At 71.1% G+C, this 17,103-nt stretch carries 17 protein-coding genes; 9 read left to right on the top strand and 8 right to left on the bottom strand.

Translation table 11 applies throughout. The features are described from left to right. The first annotated feature begins 188 nt into the window (after positions 1-188). The gene (leuA, locus tag FAF44_RS11690; RefSeq protein ID WP_237103123.1) at positions 189-1,898 is read left to right on the top strand and encodes a 2-isopropylmalate synthase; all 1,710 of its coding nucleotides are present in this window, start codon (positions 189-191) and stop codon (positions 1,896-1,898) included. A 146-nt stretch (positions 1,899-2,044) separates the two neighbouring features. Here the strand turns inward: leuA and FAF44_RS11685 are convergent, their stop codons facing one another. After that, on the bottom strand, positions 2,045-2,737 hold the full coding sequence (locus FAF44_RS11685; RefSeq protein ID WP_237103102.1) for a TetR/AcrR family transcriptional regulator: 693 nt from the start codon (positions 2,735-2,737) through the stop codon (positions 2,045-2,047). Positions 2,738-2,858: 121 nt separating this feature from the next. Between FAF44_RS11685 and FAF44_RS11680 the strand changes: the two genes are divergently transcribed. The 3 genes from FAF44_RS11680 to FAF44_RS11670 are packed head-to-tail and all read left to right on the top strand — an operon-like array spanning position 2,859 to position 5,016. Then, positions 2,859-3,212, top strand: coding sequence for a YrdB family protein (locus FAF44_RS11680; RefSeq protein ID WP_237103101.1), 354 nt, complete (start codon positions 2,859-2,861; stop codon positions 3,210-3,212). A gap of 2 nt (positions 3,213-3,214) precedes the next feature. Further along, positions 3,215-4,126: an NAD-dependent epimerase/dehydratase family protein gene (locus FAF44_RS11675; RefSeq protein WP_237103100.1), complete on the top strand. Its 912-nt coding sequence runs from the start codon at positions 3,215-3,217 to the stop codon at positions 4,124-4,126. Beyond that, positions 4,123-5,016 carry a Gfo/Idh/MocA family protein gene (locus tag FAF44_RS11670; protein ID WP_237103099.1) on the top strand — a complete coding sequence of 298 codons (894 nt, stop codon included), beginning with the start codon at positions 4,123-4,125 and terminating at the stop codon, positions 5,014-5,016. The genes FAF44_RS11675 and FAF44_RS11670 overlap by 4 nt, the downstream gene beginning before the upstream one ends. 2 nt (positions 5,017-5,018) lie before the next feature. Here the strand turns inward: FAF44_RS11670 and FAF44_RS11665 are convergent, their stop codons facing one another. From FAF44_RS11665 to FAF44_RS11650, 4 genes are all read right to left on the bottom strand, one after another. After that, complete coding sequence (locus FAF44_RS11665; RefSeq protein ID WP_237103098.1) at positions 5,019-5,834, bottom strand: serine protease; 816 nt, start codon at positions 5,832-5,834, stop codon at positions 5,019-5,021. A gap of 64 nt (positions 5,835-5,898) precedes the next feature. Next, positions 5,899-6,903 (bottom strand): acetamidase/formamidase family protein, encoded by a 1,005-nt coding sequence (locus FAF44_RS11660; protein ID WP_237103097.1) that lies wholly within the window; start codon positions 6,901-6,903, stop codon positions 5,899-5,901. Between the two features lie 170 nt (positions 6,904-7,073). Next, the gene (locus FAF44_RS11655) at positions 7,074-7,277 is read right to left on the bottom strand and encodes a hypothetical protein (RefSeq protein WP_237103096.1); all 204 of its coding nucleotides are present in this window, start codon (positions 7,275-7,277) and stop codon (positions 7,074-7,076) included. A 73-nt stretch (positions 7,278-7,350) separates the two neighbouring features. Then, positions 7,351-8,628, bottom strand: a complete 1,278-nt coding sequence (locus FAF44_RS11650) for a Glu/Leu/Phe/Val dehydrogenase (protein WP_237103095.1) — start codon at positions 8,626-8,628, stop codon at positions 7,351-7,353. A gap of 215 nt (positions 8,629-8,843) precedes the next feature. Here FAF44_RS11650 and FAF44_RS11645 point away from each other — a divergent pair, with 215 nt between their 5' ends. Both FAF44_RS11645 and FAF44_RS11640 read left to right on the top strand, forming a co-directional pair. Next, positions 8,844-10,391: an alkaline phosphatase D family protein gene (locus FAF44_RS11645; RefSeq protein WP_237103094.1), complete on the top strand. Its 1,548-nt coding sequence runs from the start codon at positions 8,844-8,846 to the stop codon at positions 10,389-10,391. Positions 10,392-10,396: 5 nt separating this feature from the next. Next, positions 10,397-11,128, top strand: a complete 732-nt coding sequence (locus FAF44_RS11640) for a trans-aconitate 2-methyltransferase (RefSeq protein WP_237103093.1) — start codon at positions 10,397-10,399, stop codon at positions 11,126-11,128. 30 nt (positions 11,129-11,158) lie between these two features. Here FAF44_RS11640 and rocD read toward each other — a convergent pair whose 3' ends face one another. The 3 genes from rocD to FAF44_RS11625 form a co-directional block, all read right to left on the bottom strand. Continuing rightward, positions 11,159-12,373, bottom strand: coding sequence for an ornithine--oxo-acid transaminase (gene rocD / locus FAF44_RS11635; protein ID WP_237103092.1), 1,215 nt, complete (start codon positions 12,371-12,373; stop codon positions 11,159-11,161). A gap of 2 nt (positions 12,374-12,375) precedes the next feature. Beyond that, a complete protein-coding gene (gene ddaH, locus FAF44_RS11630) occupies positions 12,376-13,173 on the bottom strand; it encodes a dimethylargininase (RefSeq protein WP_237103091.1) in 798 nt (265 codons plus the stop codon). 126 nt (positions 13,174-13,299) lie between these two features. Beyond that, positions 13,300-13,785: an Lrp/AsnC family transcriptional regulator gene (locus FAF44_RS11625; RefSeq protein WP_237103090.1), complete on the bottom strand. Its 486-nt coding sequence runs from the start codon at positions 13,783-13,785 to the stop codon at positions 13,300-13,302. A 92-nt stretch (positions 13,786-13,877) separates the two neighbouring features. On the opposite strand from FAF44_RS11625, the gene FAF44_RS55755 reads away from it, so the two are divergent. From FAF44_RS55755 to FAF44_RS11605, 3 genes are all read left to right on the top strand, one after another. After that, entirely contained in the window at positions 13,878-16,229 is a 2,352-nt protein-coding gene (locus FAF44_RS55755; protein WP_308193314.1) for a GH1 family beta-glucosidase, read from the top strand. Between the two features lie 159 nt (positions 16,230-16,388). Continuing rightward, positions 16,389-16,790, top strand: coding sequence for a YbaB/EbfC family nucleoid-associated protein (locus FAF44_RS11610; RefSeq protein ID WP_237103089.1), 402 nt, complete (start codon positions 16,389-16,391; stop codon positions 16,788-16,790). Beyond that, on the top strand, positions 16,780-17,103 hold the full coding sequence (locus FAF44_RS11605) for a hypothetical protein (RefSeq protein WP_237103088.1): 324 nt from the start codon (positions 16,780-16,782) through the stop codon (positions 17,101-17,103). Before FAF44_RS11610 ends, FAF44_RS11605 begins: the two co-directional genes overlap by 11 nt.

Here is a 17,103-nt window from a genome sequence, read left to right as displayed (position 1 = left end):
GATTCCGCTGGTTTCTCGGGATTTGAGATCCTGCACGGTGCATCCCGGGGCGTCTGGTAGCGTTCATGTCATGCTGCGCGGGCTCCTTCTTAGCTGCCGCGGCGGGGGCCTGTAAGGCCGGCTCCCTCGCCGCGGAGCGAGTCATGCGCGTCGGCCGCTTTCTTTCTGAGACCGACGAGGAGCATCCGATCATGACAGCTCAGCAGCCCAGCCGCATGCCCGTCCAGCGTTACCAGCCGTACGAGCCGGTCCGGCTGACCGACCGCACCTGGCCCGACAAGGTGATCACCGAGGCTCCCCGATGGTGCGCGGTCGACCTGCGTGACGGCAACCAGGCGCTGATCGACCCGATGGACTCCCACCGCAAGCTCAAGATGTTCGAGCTGCTGGTAGGCATGGGCTACAAGGAGATCGAGGTGGGCTTCCCGGCCGCCTCGCAGACCGACTTCGACTTCATCCGGCAGATCATCGAAGAGGGCCGCATCCCCGGCGACGTGGTCATCCAGGTGCTGACGCAGGCCCGTCCCGAGCTGATCGAGCGGACCTTCGAGTCCATCGCCGGCGCCAAGCAGGCCATCGTGCACCTGTACAACTCGACCTCCACCCTGCAGCGCCGCGTGGTGTTCGGCCAGGACAAGGACGGCATCACCGCCATCGCGGTCGAGGGCGCCAAGCTGGTCAAGAAGCTCGCCGACGCCTGCGACGTGGACGTCCGCTTCCAGTACTCGCCCGAGTCGTTCACCGGCACCGAGCTGGAGTACGCCGTCGAGGTGTGCGACGCCGTCAACGAGGTGTGGCAGCCCACCCCCGACCGCAAGGTGATCATCAACCTGCCCGCCACGGTCGAGATGGCCACCCCCAACATCTACGCCGACCAGATCGAGTGGATGCACCGCAACCTCAGGCACCGCGACTCGATCATCCTGTCGCTGCACCCGCACAACGACCGCGGCAGCGCCGTGGCCGCCGCCGAGCTGGGCTACCTGGCCGGGGCCGACCGCATCGAGGGCTGCCTGTTCGGCAACGGCGAGCGCACCGGCAACGTCTGCCTGGTCACCCTGGGCATGAACCTGTTCTCCCAGGGCGTCGACCCCGAGATCGACTTCAGCGACATCGACGAGATCCGCCGCGTCACCGAGTACTGCAACCAGTTGCCCGTGCACCCGCGCCACCCGTGGGGCGGCGAGCTGGTCTACACCGCCTTCTCCGGCTCCCACCAGGACGCCATCAAGAAGGGCTTCGAGCACCTGGAGCGCGACGCGAGCGAGGCCGGCGTGCCGGTGGACGAGTTCACCTGGGCGGTCCCGTACCTGCCGATCGACCCGAAGGACATCGGCCGCTCCTACGAGGCCGTCATCCGGGTCAACAGCCAGTCGGGCAAGGGCGGCGTCGCGTACATCATGAAGGCCGACCACCAGCTCGACCTGCCGCGGCGGCTGCAGATCGAGTTCTCGAAGGTGGTGCAGGCCCGCACCGACAGCGAGGGCGGCGAGATCGGCCCGGCCGCGATGTACGAGATCTTCCGCGACGAGTACCTGCCCAACCCGGCCAATCGCTGGGGCCGCCTGAGCCTCATGGCCCACCGCCACGAGTCCACGGTCGACGACAAGGACCTGATCAGCGCCGACGTGCGGCTCGACGGCGAGATCCGCGAGATCGAGGGTAAGGGCAACGGCCCGATCTCGGCCTTCATCGACGCCATCGGGAACGTCGGCATCCAGGTGCGGGTGCTCGACTACGTGGAGCACGCGATGAGCGCGGGCACCGACGCCAAGGCGGCCTCCTACCTGGAGTGCGAGGTCAACGGGAAGGTGCTGTGGGGCGTGGGCGTCGACGCCAACACCACGTCGGCCTCGCTCAAGGCCATCACCTCCGCGGTCAACCGCGCCGCGCGCTGACCGCGTCCGATCCGGAGAACGGGCCCGGCCGCCGGGCCCGTCACCGGGCGGGCCGACGTGAGCAGGGTTTGTCCGAGCGGTCCCCGGCCGCTCGGCCCGGCGCGTCGAGCCCCTGTGTCCGGGTGCTCAGCACGTCCTGACGTGTCTCACCGGGTGAGCCCGATCGTGCCCGCCGCCAGCCGCATGGTGTGCCCGAAGGCCGTGCCCCGGTCCTCGATCGTGTTGTTGAACTGGCCGAACACCTCGAAGCTGACCCACCCGTACAGGCCCGTCCAGCCCGTGATGACGCGCCAGATCACGTTGTCGGGCACGCCGGGCATGAGCGGACGGAAGTTCACCACCTCCTGCTCCAGCTCCGGCGGCGCCTCCTCCTCGGCCGGCCGCAGCGCCCCCGCCTGCCACGCCTCGGACATGATGCGGCCCAGCACCGCCACGTCCCGCACGCGGGCCGTGACCGTGTCCTGGGGGGCCTGGTAGCCGGGCACGGGGGAGCCGTAGATGAGCGCGTACTCGTGGGGGTGGGCCACGCCCCAGTCGCGGACGGCTCCGCAGGCCGCCAGCCACCGCGCGAGGTGGTCGTCGCGCGGGACCGCCGCCTCGGCGCGTTCGACGGCCTCGCCGAGCGCGTTGTAGCTGTCGATGATCAGTGCGGTGAGCAGGTCGTCGCGGCTCGGGAAGTAGCGGTAGATGGCCGAGGAGACCATGCCCATCTCCCGCGCCACCGCCCGCAGCGACAGGCCGCCGGCCCCCTCGGTGGCGAGCTGGCGCCGCGCGATGTCGGTGATCTCTTTGGTGAGCTCGGCCCGGACGCGTTCTCTGGCAGTTCGGCTGGCTGTCATACAGGGCAGATTAGCAGAGCGGTGCCAAAAAACGAGAGCACTGCTCTTGACGAGCAGCGCTCTTTTGAGAGAGCATTGCTCTCGCAAGCGAACGACCCCTGCTGCTCCGGAGGCGACCCCGATGCTCAACCTGGCCAAGAACGCCAACGCGGTGCTGATGTTCCTCCTTGAACTCGGTGTGCTGTTCTCCGTCGGCTACTGGGGTTTCACGCTCGACTCCGGCTGGGGCGTCAAGCTGCTGGCGGGGCTCGCCGGCCCGGCGCTGTTCATCACGGCGTGGGCCCTGTTCGGGGCGGGCGGCGGCGCGAACGCCACGTACCCGCTGACCGGTCTGGCCCGCGCGGCGCTGGAGATCCTCTGGTTCGGCGGCGGCGCGCTGGCGCTCTACGCCTCCGGGCTCGCCGCCCCCGCCGCCGTCTTCTCCGCACTCTTCATCCTCAACGCGGTCCTCCGCATCGTCTGGAACGAGGTCTGATCATGGGCAAGCACGTTGTGGTCGGTTCCGGCCAGGTCGGCACGCACCTGGCCACCAAGCTCATCGCCCAGGGGCACGAGGTCGTCGTCGTGACCCGCTCGGGCAGCGGGCCCGCGGGCTCGGTCAAGGTGGCCGCCGACGTCGCCGACCGGGCCAGGTTGACCGAGGTGACCCGAGGGGCCGACGCCCTGTACAACTGCGTCAACCCGCAGTACCACCGCTGGCTCACCGACTGGCCGCCGATGGCCGACTCGTTCCTGGCCGCCGCCGAGGCGAGCGGCGCCGCCTACGTGATGCTCGGCAACCTCTACCCCTACGGCCCCGTCGACGGCCCGATGACCGAGGACCTGCCGCTCGCCTCGCCCAACCCCAAGTTCCGGGTCCGCGCCAAGATGTGGGCCGACGCGCTGGCCGCGCACGAGGCCGGCCGGATCAGGGCCACCGAGATCCGCGGCTCCGACTACTACGGCCCCGGCGCCACCGACCAGTCCTACCTGGGCGACCGCTTCATCGTGCCGCTCAGGGCGGGCAAGGCGATCCAGTTGCCGTACCCGACGGACCTGCCGCATAGCTGGACCTACCTGCCCGACGTGGCCGACGCCCTGATCACGGCCGGCACGGACGAGCGGGCCTGGGGCCGGCCGTGGCACGTGCCCACCGCCGAGGCGCAGTCCTTCCGCCAGATGGCGCAGCGCATGGCGGCCGTGATCGGCGCTCCCGAGCCCCGGATGCAGTCGCTGCCGTGGGGGCTGGTGCGGGCGGCCGGGCTGTTCTCGGTCACGCTGCGGGAACTGCGGCACGTCCGCTACCAGTTCACCGCGCCGTACCTGCTCGACTCCTCGGCCTTCCAGCGCACCTTCGGCGTCGCGCCCACGCCGATCGACACGGCACTGAAGGCTACGCTCGACGGATGAAGACAGCCATGATCGGGCTGGGCGACATCGCGGAGAAGGCATACCTTCCCGTGCTGGCCGCCCAGCCCGCTCTCGACCTGCACCTCTGCACCCGCAACCAGGCCCGGCTGGACCGGCTCGGCGACACCTACCGGATCGCCCGCCGGTCCACGAGCGTGGACGAGGTGATCAAGGCCGGGGTGGACGTGGCGTTCGTGCACGCGGCCACCGACGCGCACCCCGAGATCATCGAACCGCTGCTCAACGCCGGGATCCACGTCTACGTCGACAAGCCGATCGCCTACACCCTGGCCGAGTCGGAGCGGCTCGTCCGCCTGGCGGAGGCGGCGGGCAGGTCCCTGATGGTCGGCTTCAACCGCCGTCACGCCCCCGGCTACGCCGAACTGGCCGCCCACCCCCGCCACCTCGTCCTGATGGAGAAGAACCGGCACAACCACCCCGACCTCCCGCGCCGGGCGATCTTCGACGACTTCATCCACGTGGCCGACACCCTCAGGTTCCTCGCGCCGGGGCCGGTCACCGGCCGGACGATCCGGACCCGCGTCAGAGACGGCCTGATCGAGCACATCGTCCTGGAGCTGTCGGGCGACGGCTTCACCACGATCGGCGTCATGAACCGGATGAGCGGCGCGAGCGAGGAGACCTGCGAGGCCATGGGCGACGGCGCGAAACGGCGCGTGGTCAACCTCGGCGACATCATCGACTACACCGGCGGCGAGACCCTCGCCCGGCGTCCCGACTGGGTGCCGGTCGCCAGGCAGCGCGGCATCGAGCAGATCTGCCTGGATTTCCTGGCCGCCGTCCGCGACGGCCGCCGTGTGGCCGCCACCGACGCCCTGGCCACCCACGCCCTCTGCGAGGAGATCGTCAGCGCGGCCGGCGCGGCGTAGCGTCAGCCGGCCGCCTTGCGCCGCATCTCCCGGTCGGCCCTGGTGAACATCCGCTGGAACGGCCTGCCCCCCAGCCGGGTCAGCACGGTGTAGCCCTTCGCGTCGCTCAGCGGGCTCGACGACGACACGACGCCCGCCACCGCCCCGCCGTACAGGGCCGGGCCGCCGCTGCCGCCCGCCGCGGCGTGACAGTTGCGGGTGACCATCACCCCGGGGCCCTCGGAGACCCCTTCGACCACGTCGCCCAGACACCGGTACATCGTCGTGCCCGGATAGCCCTTGCCCGCCGGGTAGCCGAGCAGTTCGAGGCCGCGCAGCTCGGTGCCTCTGGCGGTGCGCATCGGCGACAGCCCCCGCCCGGTGACGGCCTCCAGCGGGCGCCTGCCGCTGGCCACCCCGACCAGGCCCACGTCGTACGGGAGCAGCTCCGGGGAGTACGGCCGGCTGCGCCACCTGGCAGGCACCCACGTGCGCACGACCGGCCAGACCCCGAGCGGCGGCCGGCCACGGTCGTAGCCGGGCAGGAAGGCCAGCCGCCTGAGCAGCCGCCCGTCGTGGTAGAGGCAGTGGGCCGCGGTCAGCACCAGGCTGCGGCTGCGCGAGCCGATGACCGTGCCCCCGCACGCCACGTCCCTCCGGGCGACCGGGTCGTGGCCGACCAGCACCCCGGTCAGCCGCCGCGCCCCCGTGTACGGGCGCGGGACCGGCGCGTAGCCCAGGCGGTCGCCGTCAGGAGTGAGCACGCGGGGGACGGGGACGTAGCGGTGCGACACCTCGGTGACGGCCGCTGGATCGAGCAGGACCAGAGACAGAGCCAACCTGAGCACCCTGCCACTGTAGGACGAAGATGATCAGTAGTCTGACCTGCGACATGAAGGTTTACTAAGTCGTGTACTGGGAACCCAGCGCGCGCAGCCGGGCGTGCGCGGAGTCGTAGACCGCGACCCGGCCCAGATACGCCTTGGGCAGCTTGGCGACCATCGTGTAGTTGGTGTCGCACACGTTCCCGACCGGCGCCTGCCCGCCCTGGCTGACGAGCTGGTAGGCGTCGAGCGTGTCCAGGCCGGTCAGTCCGGAGGTCCAGGTGACCAGGTCGTGCTGGCTGATCCGGTACGCGTCCTCCAGCGGCCTGGCCGACCCGGTGGACATCAGGTGCTGATCGTCCTCCAGGCGCGGCCACGGCGTGGCCACCCCCTTGATCAGCTCGACCGCGACCACGGTGTTCATGGCCGACTCGACGGCCGTCCCGCACACCTCGCCGTGGCCCTGCAGCCCGTGGCCGTCGCCGATCGAGAACAGCCCGCCCTCGACGTTGACGCCCAGGTAGACGGTGACGCCGGCGCGCAGTTCGGGGGTGTCCATGTTGCCGCCGTGCGCGTCGGGGGTGATCGTCATGCGGGCCTCGTTCGCGCCGGGGGCCACGCCGACCGTGCCGTGCATCGGGTCGAGCGGCAGCGCCACGCTGAAGTCGCTGTTGCGGGCGTGGTAGACGGCCACGCCGCGGCCGAGGTCGATGTCGTAGCGCCAGACGCGCTCCTCCAGCGGCGGCTGGAGCATGGCCGTCGTGTGGGTGCCGGTCAGCGCCCCGAAGTGGGGGAACGTCGTGGACACCGCCCAGTCCCTGGCCGGGGTGATCGAGACGAAGTGCAGCGCCAGCGTGTCGCCCGGCTCGGCGCCCTCGACGTGGAAGGGACCCGAGACGGGGTTCAGGTAGGGGAACTCGCACACCCGGGACGGCAGGTCGGCCACGGTCCGGACCCGGCCGCCGAAGCAGTCTTCGGTGTACAGCTCCAGGATCGTGCCCGGACGTACCGTGCCGACCGGCGGCCGGCCGCCGAAGGTGTAGCTCAGCTCCTCCGGCTCGGGACGGTAGGAGACGACGTTCATCAGACCTCCGGCGGTAGGACGGCCCGGCGGACCCGGGGCGGCGGGCGCGGCGCGACCGGGCGGGCCCGGCAGCCGGGCCGCACGCGGACGGACGGTCGCCGCGCCGCCGACGAGTATCCTCCCTCTGCGCTCCCCGGCGGAAGGACCTTCCCGCGCGTGGCGGCCCGGCCTCAGCCCCGGTCGCGTTTCCTGGCGTTGTCGGCCAGGATCAGCACCACCACGCCGGCCGCCGCCACCCCTAAGTACGCCGGCACCGGCAGGTCCACCAGCCGGTGCAGGAACCCCCACTCGCGGTCGAACCACACCCGGCCGGCGAAGCCCGCGAGCCCCTGGATGACGGCGATCACGGCGACGAAACTGATGAGCCCTCTCATGCCTCCACGATCGCGGCGAGGGGCCCGCCCCGGCATCGAACCTTGGGCGAGCCCCCCGCTACTTAAGTCGCGCTCACGGGTAGAGGCCGCGCATCTGGTGCACCTCGGCCACCCGGCCCACGCCGATCACGTGGGCCGCCTCCCGCAGCGTCAGGCCGCGGTCGGCGGCCAGTGACGTGACCTCGGAGAAGGCTCCCAGCATCAGCTCGCGCAGCTTGAGCTCGACGTCACCCGAGCTCCACGTGTACGCCTGCATGTTCTGCACCCACTCCAGGTACGACACGATCACCCCGCCCGCGTTGGCCAGGATGTCGGGCACCACCGTGGTGCCGTTGCCGACGAGGATCTCGTCGGCCTCGGGCGTGGTGGGGCCGTTGGCGCCCTCGACGATCAGGCGGGCGCGGATCCGGGGCGCGTTGGCCTCGGTGATCACGCCTTCGAGCGCGGCCGGGACGAGCACGTCCACGTCCAGCTCGAACAGCTCGTCGTGGCCCAGTGCGTCGGCCTGGTGGAAGCCGCGTACGCCGCCGGTCTCGGCCGCGTACGCGCGCAGCTTGGCGATGTCGAGGCCCCCGGCCGCGTGGACCGCGCCGCTGACGTCGGAGACCGCCACCACCTTGCACCCGGCGTCGGACAGGTACTGCGCGGCCGGCGCGCCCACCTTTCCGAAGCCCTGCACGGCGACGGTCACGCCCTCGGGCGAGCGGCCGAGCGCGGCCAGCGCCGCGATCTGCACGCCGCGCGAGGTCGCGCCGGAGCGGCCGAGCGAGCCGCCCAGCGTCGTCGGCTTGCCGGTGACCACCCCGGGCACCGAGTAGCCGGCGTTGACGCTGTAGGTGTCCATGATCCAGGCCATGGTCTGCTCGTCGGTGCCGACGTCGGGTGCCGGGATGTCCTTCTCCGGGCCGATCAGCGGCAGGATCTCGTTGACGTAGCGGCGGGTCAGCCGCTCCAGCTCGCGGGTGGTGAGCACGGCCGGGTCGATGGCCACGCCGCCCTTGGCGCCGCCGTACGGGATGCCGACCAGCGCGCACTTCCACGTCATCCACATCGCGAGCGCGGTCACCTCGTGGATGTCGGTCGCGGGATGAAACCGCAGGCCGCCCTTGGCCGGGCCGCGCGAGACGTTGTGCTGGACCCGGTAGCCCTGGACGACGTCGAGCCGGCCGTCCTCGCGCCGCACCGGGACGGAGACGGTCAGCGAGCGGCGCGGCGTGGCCAGCATCGTGCGCAGCCCGTCGTCGAGCCCGAGATGCCCGGCCGCCTGGTCGAGTTGGTGGAGAGCGGAGTCGAGGGCCTGACGGCCCGGAGTGATCAGGGCCGGCGTCTTTGACGGCACCATGATGCTCATGGAGAACTTCCTCCTGGTATGTACGCCCTTTTGCGGAAAAAGCGCCGTTGCCTTTCCCTTTTTGGGCGTTGTTGTCACGATCATCCTACGGCGGGTGGTTTGGCCTTGCCTAGTTGTTGGAAGAAATCCAAGCCGGCGATCGGATGCTGTGGACCGTGCCACTCTGGCAGGCTAACGATGCGAGAGTGTGCCGAACCGTCGAACTGAGGGGTGGAATGCCCGCACTGGTGGTGGGGCCGATGTTGCGTCACGTCGACACCGACAGCGCCTCGATCTGGGTGGAGACCGCCGAACCCTGCACGGTCACTGTGGAAGCGGACGGCAGGTCTTACCGGTCGCCTACCTTCACCGTGCACGGACACCACTACGCGATCGTGGATCTCGTTGCGTTGTCCCAGGATATCGCGTCGTACTCGGTGAAGCTCGACGGGGAGCAGGTATGGCCCATGGCGGGTCGCCCGCCGAGCCGGATCCGGCTGCTGCCCGCCGAAGGGGCGCGGCGGGTGGCGTTCGGATCGTGCCGTACGAGCGTGCCGCACGACGCCGCCCACGTACGCAGCCACGGCGACGACGTCCTGCGCGCCTTCGGCGAGCACCTGCCCGACGCCGCCGAGGAGGAGTGGCCCGACCTGCTGCTGCTCCTCGGCGACCAGGTCTACGCCGACAACCCCTCGCCCGACATGCTGGCCTACATCCACGCCCGCAGGGACACCGAGCCGCAGGGCGAGATCGCCGACTTCGAGGAGTACGCCGAGCTGTACCGCCAGGCGTGGACCGAGACGGAGATCCGCTGGCTGCTGTCCACCGTGCCGACCGCGATGATCTTCGACGACCACGACCTGCGCGACGACTGGAACACCTCGCAGCCCTGGCGCGAGCAGATGGCCCGCACGCCCTGGTGGCGGCGCAGGGTCGTGGCGGGGCTGGGGGCGTACTGGATCTACCAGCATCTCGGCAACCTCTCGCCCGCCGAGCGCGCGGACGACGAACTGCTGGCCAAGCTGATGGCCGGCGACGGCGGCGCGGCTCTCGACGAGTTCGCCGAACGGGCCGACGCCGAGCCGAGCAGCAACCGCTGGAGCTACGCCCGCGACCTCGGCGCCACGCGTCTGATCATGGTGGACACCCGCTGCGCCAGGCAGGTCACCCCCGGCGACCGGCGGATGCTCGACCCGGGGGAGTGGGCCTGGCTGGAGGACCAGGTGCGCCGGCCCGCCGAGCGCATCATCATCGGCTCGTCGATCCCGTTCCTGCTCCCCGAGGGCGTCCACGGCGTGCAGAACTGGAACGAGGCCCTGTGCGACGGCAAGTGGGGGCCGCTCGTGCGGCGCTGGTCGGAGGCCCTGCGCCAGGCCATCGACCTGGAGCACTGGGCGGCCTTCCGGCGCTCGTTCGACGACCTCGCGCGGCTGCTCGTCGGGCTGGGCAAGCCGGTGCTGATCCTGTCGGGCGACGTGCACTACTCCTACCTGGCCAAGGTCGACCGGGGCCCGGTCTTCCAGATCGTCTGCTCGCCCATCCGCAACCCGCTCAGCCGGCTGCTGCGCTGGGCCAACGTCTTCACCCAGTTTTCGATCGCCACGCTGGTGGGCAGCCTGCTGGCGCGGCTGGCGGGCATCCCGCGCCCGCCGTTCCGCTGGAAGGTCGTCAAGGGCCCGTGGTTCCAGAACGCGCTGGCCATGCTCACCCTCCCCGACCAGATCACCTGGTACGGCTCCACCGGTGAGGTGGTCAAACCGATCGACACCGCCCGCCTACGCTGACACCCATGCGTGAAGATGCCTGTGCCGTCGCCGTGCCCTTCTACGACCTCTGGCACGGGGACGGCCACGTGCCCATGGTCCGCGAACTGCTGCCCCCGCTGCTGGCGGGCGTGCGGCGGAGCGTCGTCGAGATCGGCGCCGGCACCGGCCTGATCACCGAGCTGATCGCCCGCGAGACCCCCGCCGAGATCTACGCCGTCGAGCCGTCGCTCGGCATGCGCTCCGTGCTGCTGTCCCGCCTGGCCGCCGACCCCGGTCTGCTGCGCCGGGTGACCGTGCTGCCGTGCGGTGCGCTGGATCTTGAGGTGGACGAGCCGGTCGAGGCCGTCGTGATGATCTCGGTGCTGCAGAGCTTCGCCGCCGCCGGGCGGGCCGAGCTGTGGCGGGTGCTGCGCGACGGGCTGGAGCCGGGCGGGCGGCTGGTGTTCAACTGGCGCGACCGCGCGCCCGCCGTGCCAGGAGACCTCGAGGTCCTGGGCTCCTACCAGGTCGGCAGGCACACGTACGCGGTCGCCGGGCAGGTCCTGGCGGCCGAGGGGGAGCGCGTCACCTCGCGGTTCGTCTACCGGGTCGAGCGGCGCGGCACGGTGCTCAGCGCGGACGAGGTGATCACCACCGCGCACTGGCCCGCCGGGCACGTCGTGGCGGCCGAGCTGAAGGAGGCGGGGTTCGAGCCGGGCGACGCCCCGGCGGGCATGCAGGTGTGGCACGCGGCAGGGCCCGCCCACGTACGGTGAACGGGCCCCGCTGATCGATCGCTCAGCGGATCACGTGGTTCTCAGCTCGTAGAGCGCGTCGGCGAGCTGGGAGACCGCCCACAGCAGGTCCTCCTCCGAGACCGCGATCGGCGGCGCCAGCCGGATCGTGGAGCCGTGCGTGTCCTTGGCCAGCACGCCCCGCTTGAGCAGCGCCTTGGACACCTCGCGCCCGGTGGCGATCGACGGGTCGATGTCCACGCCCGCCCACAGGCCGCGCCCGCGCACCTCCACCACGCCCTGGCCGATCAGCTCGCGCAGCTTCGCGTGCAGCACCTCGCCGAGCTTGGTGGCGCGCGCCTGGAACTCGCCGGTGTTCAGGATCTCGATGACCGCGTTGGCGACCGCGCAGGCCAGCGGGTTGCCGCCGAACGTGGACCCGTGCTGCCCCGGGTGGATGATGCCCAGCACGTCGCGGTCGGCGGCGATGGCCGAGACCGGCACGACGCCGCCGCCGAGCGCCTTGCCCAGCACGTAGATGTCGGGCACGACCCCCTCATGGTCGCACGCGAACGTCTGCCCCGTGCGTCCCAGCCCCGACTGCACCTCGTCGGCGATCATCAGGACGCCCTCGGCCGTGCACAGCGCCCGGAGCTCGCTCAGGTACCCGTCCGGCGGCACCAGCACCCCGGCCTCGCCCTGGATCGGCTCGACCAGCACGGCCACCGTGTTCGCGTCCATGGCCGCCCGGACCGCCTCGACCGACGCGTACGGGACGATCCGGAAACCCGGCGTGTACGGGCCGAAGTTGTCGTGCGCCTCAGGGTCGGTGGAGAAGCTGACGATCGTGGTGGTGCGGCCGTGGAAGTTGTCCTCCATCACGATGATGTTGGCCTGCTCGGGCTCGACGCCCTTGACCTCGTAGCCCCACTTGCGCGCCACCTTGATGGCGGTCTCGACGGCCTCGGCGCCGGTGTTCATGGGCAGGACCAGGTCCTTGCCCGTCAGGTCGCCGAGGCCCGTGCAGAACTGCGCGAACTGGTCGTGGTAGAAGGCGCGGCTGGTCAGCGTGAGCCGTTCGAGCTGCTCCTTCGCGGCCTCGATGATCTTCGGGTGGCCGTGGCCGAAGTTGAGCGAGGAGTAGCCCGCCAAACAGTCGAGATACCGCTTGCCCTCGACGTCGGTGACCCACGCGCCGTGCGCCTCGTGGATCACCACCGGCAGTGGATGGTAGTTGTGCGCCCCGCGGCGCTCGCTCACTTCGATCAGCTCTGCGCTGGTGGTCATGATCAGTTCTCCCCCCTGATCTCAAGTGTGCAGCACTTGGGCCCGCCGCCCGCCTTACGCAGCTCCGACAGCTCGACCGGGATCACCTCGTACCCACGCCGCTTGAGCTCCAACTGCAGATCGGACGCCTCGGAGCTGACGACCACGTTCGTGCCGTCGCTGACCGCGTTGAGGCCGAGCACCTCGGCGTCCCGGGCGGTCGCGATCACCGCGTCGGGGAACATGCGGCGCAGCACCGAGAGGCTGCCCGGCGAGAAGGCCGCGGGGTAGTAGGCCACGTTGTGCCCGTCGAGCGGGAACAGCGCCGTGTCCAGGTGGTAGTAGCGCGGGTCCACCAGCGTCAGCGAGACCACCGGGCGGCCCAGGTACTCCTGCGCCTCCTGGTGGGCCACCACGTCGGTGCGGAAGCCCGTGCCGGCCAGGATGACGTCGTCGAGCGTGAGGAAGTCGCCCTCACCCTCGTTCACGTGCGACGGCTCCAGCGTCGGGTAGCCGCGCTCCTCGAACCAGCGCAGGTAGGCGGGCCCCTCGGGGCCGCGCTGCGGGTAGGCGAAGCGCGCGCCGTAGGCACGTCCGCCCACGACGAGCGCGCCGTTCGCGGCGAACACCATGTCAGGGAGCCCATCGATCGGGTCGATCAGGCTCACCTCGTGGCCGAGTTCCTCGTACGCCGCCTTCAGGCCCTCCCACTGCCGGACCGCCACGTCGCGATCCGCGCCGGCCTCGGGGTCCATCCACGGATTGATGGCGTACTCGACCGTGAAGTACTCAGGGCGGCACATGAGGAAGTGTTTGGGCATGCATCACTCCATCGGCTCTTACGCAGGGGAAATCCCCACCTCAGGGGATTGAGGACAGCCTAAGAACGCGCGTTTGCGCAGGCCAAGTGGGCGGCATTGCGTGTCGGTGCGATTTTGTTGCGTCTGTCAGCCCGCGGCCGTGGATTCGTTGCGCGGCTCCGGCGGAGCGGCTCCGGGAGGCGTGTCGACCAGCCTCGACAGCACGATGGAGCTCTTGGTCCGGACCACGAACGTCATCGCCGCGATGCGCTCGATCACCCGCTCCACGTGCCGGACGTCCGTGGCCCTGATGTGCAGCAACGCGTCCGCCTCGCCGGTGATCGTGGCCGCCGCCACCACCTCGGGGAACCTGGCCATGGCCAGCGCGATGTCCGACGGCTTGGTCTTGCCCTGGCAGAACAGCTCGACGTACGCCTCCGTCGTCCAGCCGAGCGCCCGCGGCGAGACCCGTGCGCTGAACCCCGTGATCGCCCCCGTGTCGCGGAGCCGGTCCACCCGCCGCTTCACCGCCGACGCGCTCAGCCCCACCTGCTGGCCGATCTCCGCATAGGTCCGGCGGGCGTCGTCGACGAGCGCCGCGATGATGTCACGATCGAGCTGGTCCAGTTCCACGCGCTCTGTATACCGCCTGGCCAGGCTGGCGCGCGACGAGCGGCGCGCGGGAGACTGGGCGGGTTGACCATGACCGAAAGGCATCCGCCAATATGAGCACCACGAGCTTCCCCGAGGGCTTCGTGTGGGGAGTTTCGACGTCGGCATTCCAGATCGAGGGGGCCACGGCCGCGCACGGCCGTCTGCCGTCCATTTGGGATGACTTTTCCGCGGACCGGGCGGAGGCGTGCGACCATTACCACCGGTATCGCGAGGACGTTCAGCTCATGAAAGAGCTGGGAATGCCCGCCTACCGGTTCTCGGTGAGCTGGGCCCGGATTCTCCCCGAAGGGCGCGGCGCACCCAACGCGGCCGGCCTCGACTTCTACGACCGGCTGGTGGACGAACTGGCCGGCGCGGGCGTCACCCCCTACGCCACCCTCTACCACTGGGACCTGCCGCAGGCCCTGGAGGAGCGCGGCGGCTGGCCGTCCCGCGACACGGCCGAGCGGTTCGCCGAGTACGCCGCCGCCGTCCACCAGCGGCTCGGCGACCGGGTGGACACCTGGTTCACGCTGAACGAGCCGTGGGTGGCGGCCTTCCTCGGGTACGGCTCCGGCATCCACGCCCCGGGCCGCAGGTCCGCCGCCGACGCCTTCCGGGCCGCCCACCACATGCTGCTCGGCCACGGCCTGGCCGTGCAGGCCCTGCGCGCGGGCGGGGCCGCCAAGGTCGGCGCCGTGCTGAACATCTCGCCCGTCATGACGCCCGCCCAGGTGAGCGACTTCGGCAGGGAACTGTCGGCGGAGGACGCCGCGGCGGTGGCCAGGATCGACACCCTGGTCAACCGGCAGTTCCTGGAGCCGATGCTGCGCGGGGCGTACCCGGCCGAGCTGCTGCCCGTCGTCGAGCGGCACGGCGGGCTCGACCACGTCCACGACGGCGACCTGGAGACCATCGCCCAGCCCCTCGACCTGCTCGGCGTCAACTACTACACCCCGCTGGTCGTCCAGGCGCAGCCGAGCGAGCCCGCCGACCCCGCCTATCCGGGCAGTGCGGGAATCCTGTTCTGCACCATTCCCACGGCGGTCACCGCCATGGGCTGGCCGATCGTGCCGAATTGCCTCTCGCTGCTTCTCCGCCGCCTTTCCCGGGAATATCCGGGGCTCGATCTGATGATCACCGAGAATGGCGCGGACTTCGTGGACGTGGTGACCGGCGACGGCATTCACGACGTCGAGCGGATCAGTTTCATCGAGGAGCACCTGCGCGCCCTGCGCGCGGCGATCGACGACGGCGCGCGGGTGCGCGGATATCTCGTCTGGACCTTGCTCGACAATCTCGAATGGGCGGACGGCTACCGGCGCAAGTTCGGCCTCGTGCACGTCGACTTCGCCACCCAGCGGCGGCGGCTCAAGGACAGCGCGCTGTGGTACCGCGACGTCATCCGGCGCAACGGCCTGGCCGAGACGCGGCCCAGGCGGCCCACCCTGGAGACGGTGGCCGCCCGCGCGGGCGTCTCCAGGGCCACGGTCTCGCGCGTCGTCAACGGCGAGTCGTCGGTGAGCGACGAGGTCAGGACCTCGGTGATGCAGGCCGTCAACGAGCTCGGCTACGTGCCCAACCTGGCCGCCCGCAGCCTCGTCACCCGCCGGACCAACGCGGTCGCCCTGGTCCTGTCCGTGCCCAGGCAGGGCGGCGACGCGCTCACCTCCGCCGTGGTCCAGTACGTCACGAGCCTGCTGGAGGGGGCCGGCAAGCAGATCACGCTGATGCTCGCCGACACCGCCGAGAGCCACCGGCGCATCGCCGCCCACGTCGAGGCCCGGCTCGCCGACGGCGTCGTGCTGCTGCCGCCCGACCGGGGCGACACGCTGGCCGAGCGGCTCTCCCGGACCGGGGTGCCCCTCGTGCTGCTGGGCAAGCCGCCGATCGCGTCGCTGGTGCCGTACGTGGACGTGGACAACGCGGGCGGGGCGGCCACCGCCACCGAGCACCTGCTCGCGCTCGGCCGCCGCCGCATCGGCATGGTGTGCGGCCCCACGGACCTGGTCACCGTCCAGGACCGGCTGGCCGGCCACCGTGCGGCGCTCCAGCGCGCGGGCCTGACGCCGCACCTGGGCCTGGCCGACGACCTCACCCGCGCCGCGGGCGCCGAGGCCACCCGGCGGCTGCTCAGCGACTCGCCGTCGCTCGACGCCGTCTTCGCCGCCACCGACCAGCTCGCCATCGGGGCCCTGCGGGCGGCGGGGGAGCTGGGCCGGCGGGTGCCGGAGGACCTCGCGATCGTGGGGTTCGACGACGTGGACGCCGCCTCGGCCACCACCCCCGGCCTGACCACCGTGCGCGTGCCGGTGGCCGACCTGGCGCTGGCGCTGGCCCGGCTGCTGCTCTCACGTCTGGAGGGACGGCACGCGACCTCGGTCGTGCTGCCCGCGCGGCTCGTGATCCGGGGCTCGGCGTAACCTTCGACGATATTCCATGGCGCTGTCAGCGCCGCGCTAGTTTGATGACTAAATGATCACGAAATCGCGAACCTTCGCAACGAGGGCGGAAATAGCGCGAAGAGCTGGATATCTTCCCCGGGGGTACTGACGACGCCCGGACGACGGGAGGCAGGCTCGTTGAGCGAGGAGTTCCGGACGGCCATCGAGGACATGGCCAAGGAGTACAACCAGCAGGCCGTCCGGCTGCGGGCGGCCTACGGCAAGCTGGTCGAGCTGACGGCGACCGCCGAGTCCGCCGACCGCATGATCACGGTGACCGTGGGCCCGCGCGGCCAGGTGCAGCGCATCGACCTGGACCCGCGCGTGTACCGCAGGCTCTCGCCGTCGCAGCTCTCGCGGGCGATCCTGGAGCAGATCGGCGCGGCGACGAGCGACGTGGCCGAGCAGACCGAACAGCTCATGCGGCCGTTCGTGCCGAAGGGCCTGCCCTTCGACCAGCTCTACGGCGACGGCGCGAGCTTCGAGTCGTTCCTCCCGCAGCCGGTGCGGCTGCCCGGCGAGGACGCACGTGGTCAGTGACGGCGGCTACCAGGTCACGTGGCAGGACATCCGGCGCCGGTCGGCGCGGGCCGACGCCGACGCCGGCGTCCTGCGCGAACAGCGGGAGAACCTGCGCCAGGGCTTCGACGAGGTGGGCAACCCGCTGGGCGATGACCAGTACGGCGCGGAGCTCGAACGCAACCTGCCCGCCGTCCGCGAGAGCCTCTTCGCCTCCTTCGACGCCTACATCGCCCAGGTCGAGTACCTGCGCGATGGCCTGTGGAACACCTCCCGCACCTACGAGTACGCCGAAGAGCTGACCTCGTACGAGCCGGCCCCGGACGACCGGTGA

The organism is Nonomuraea sp. MG754425, assembly GCF_021699195.1.
Lineage (GTDB): Bacteria > Actinomycetota > Actinomycetes > Streptosporangiales > Streptosporangiaceae > Nonomuraea.
Note: the sequence above shows the minus strand (reverse complement) of the source record. Positions and strands in the feature narration are given on the sequence as shown.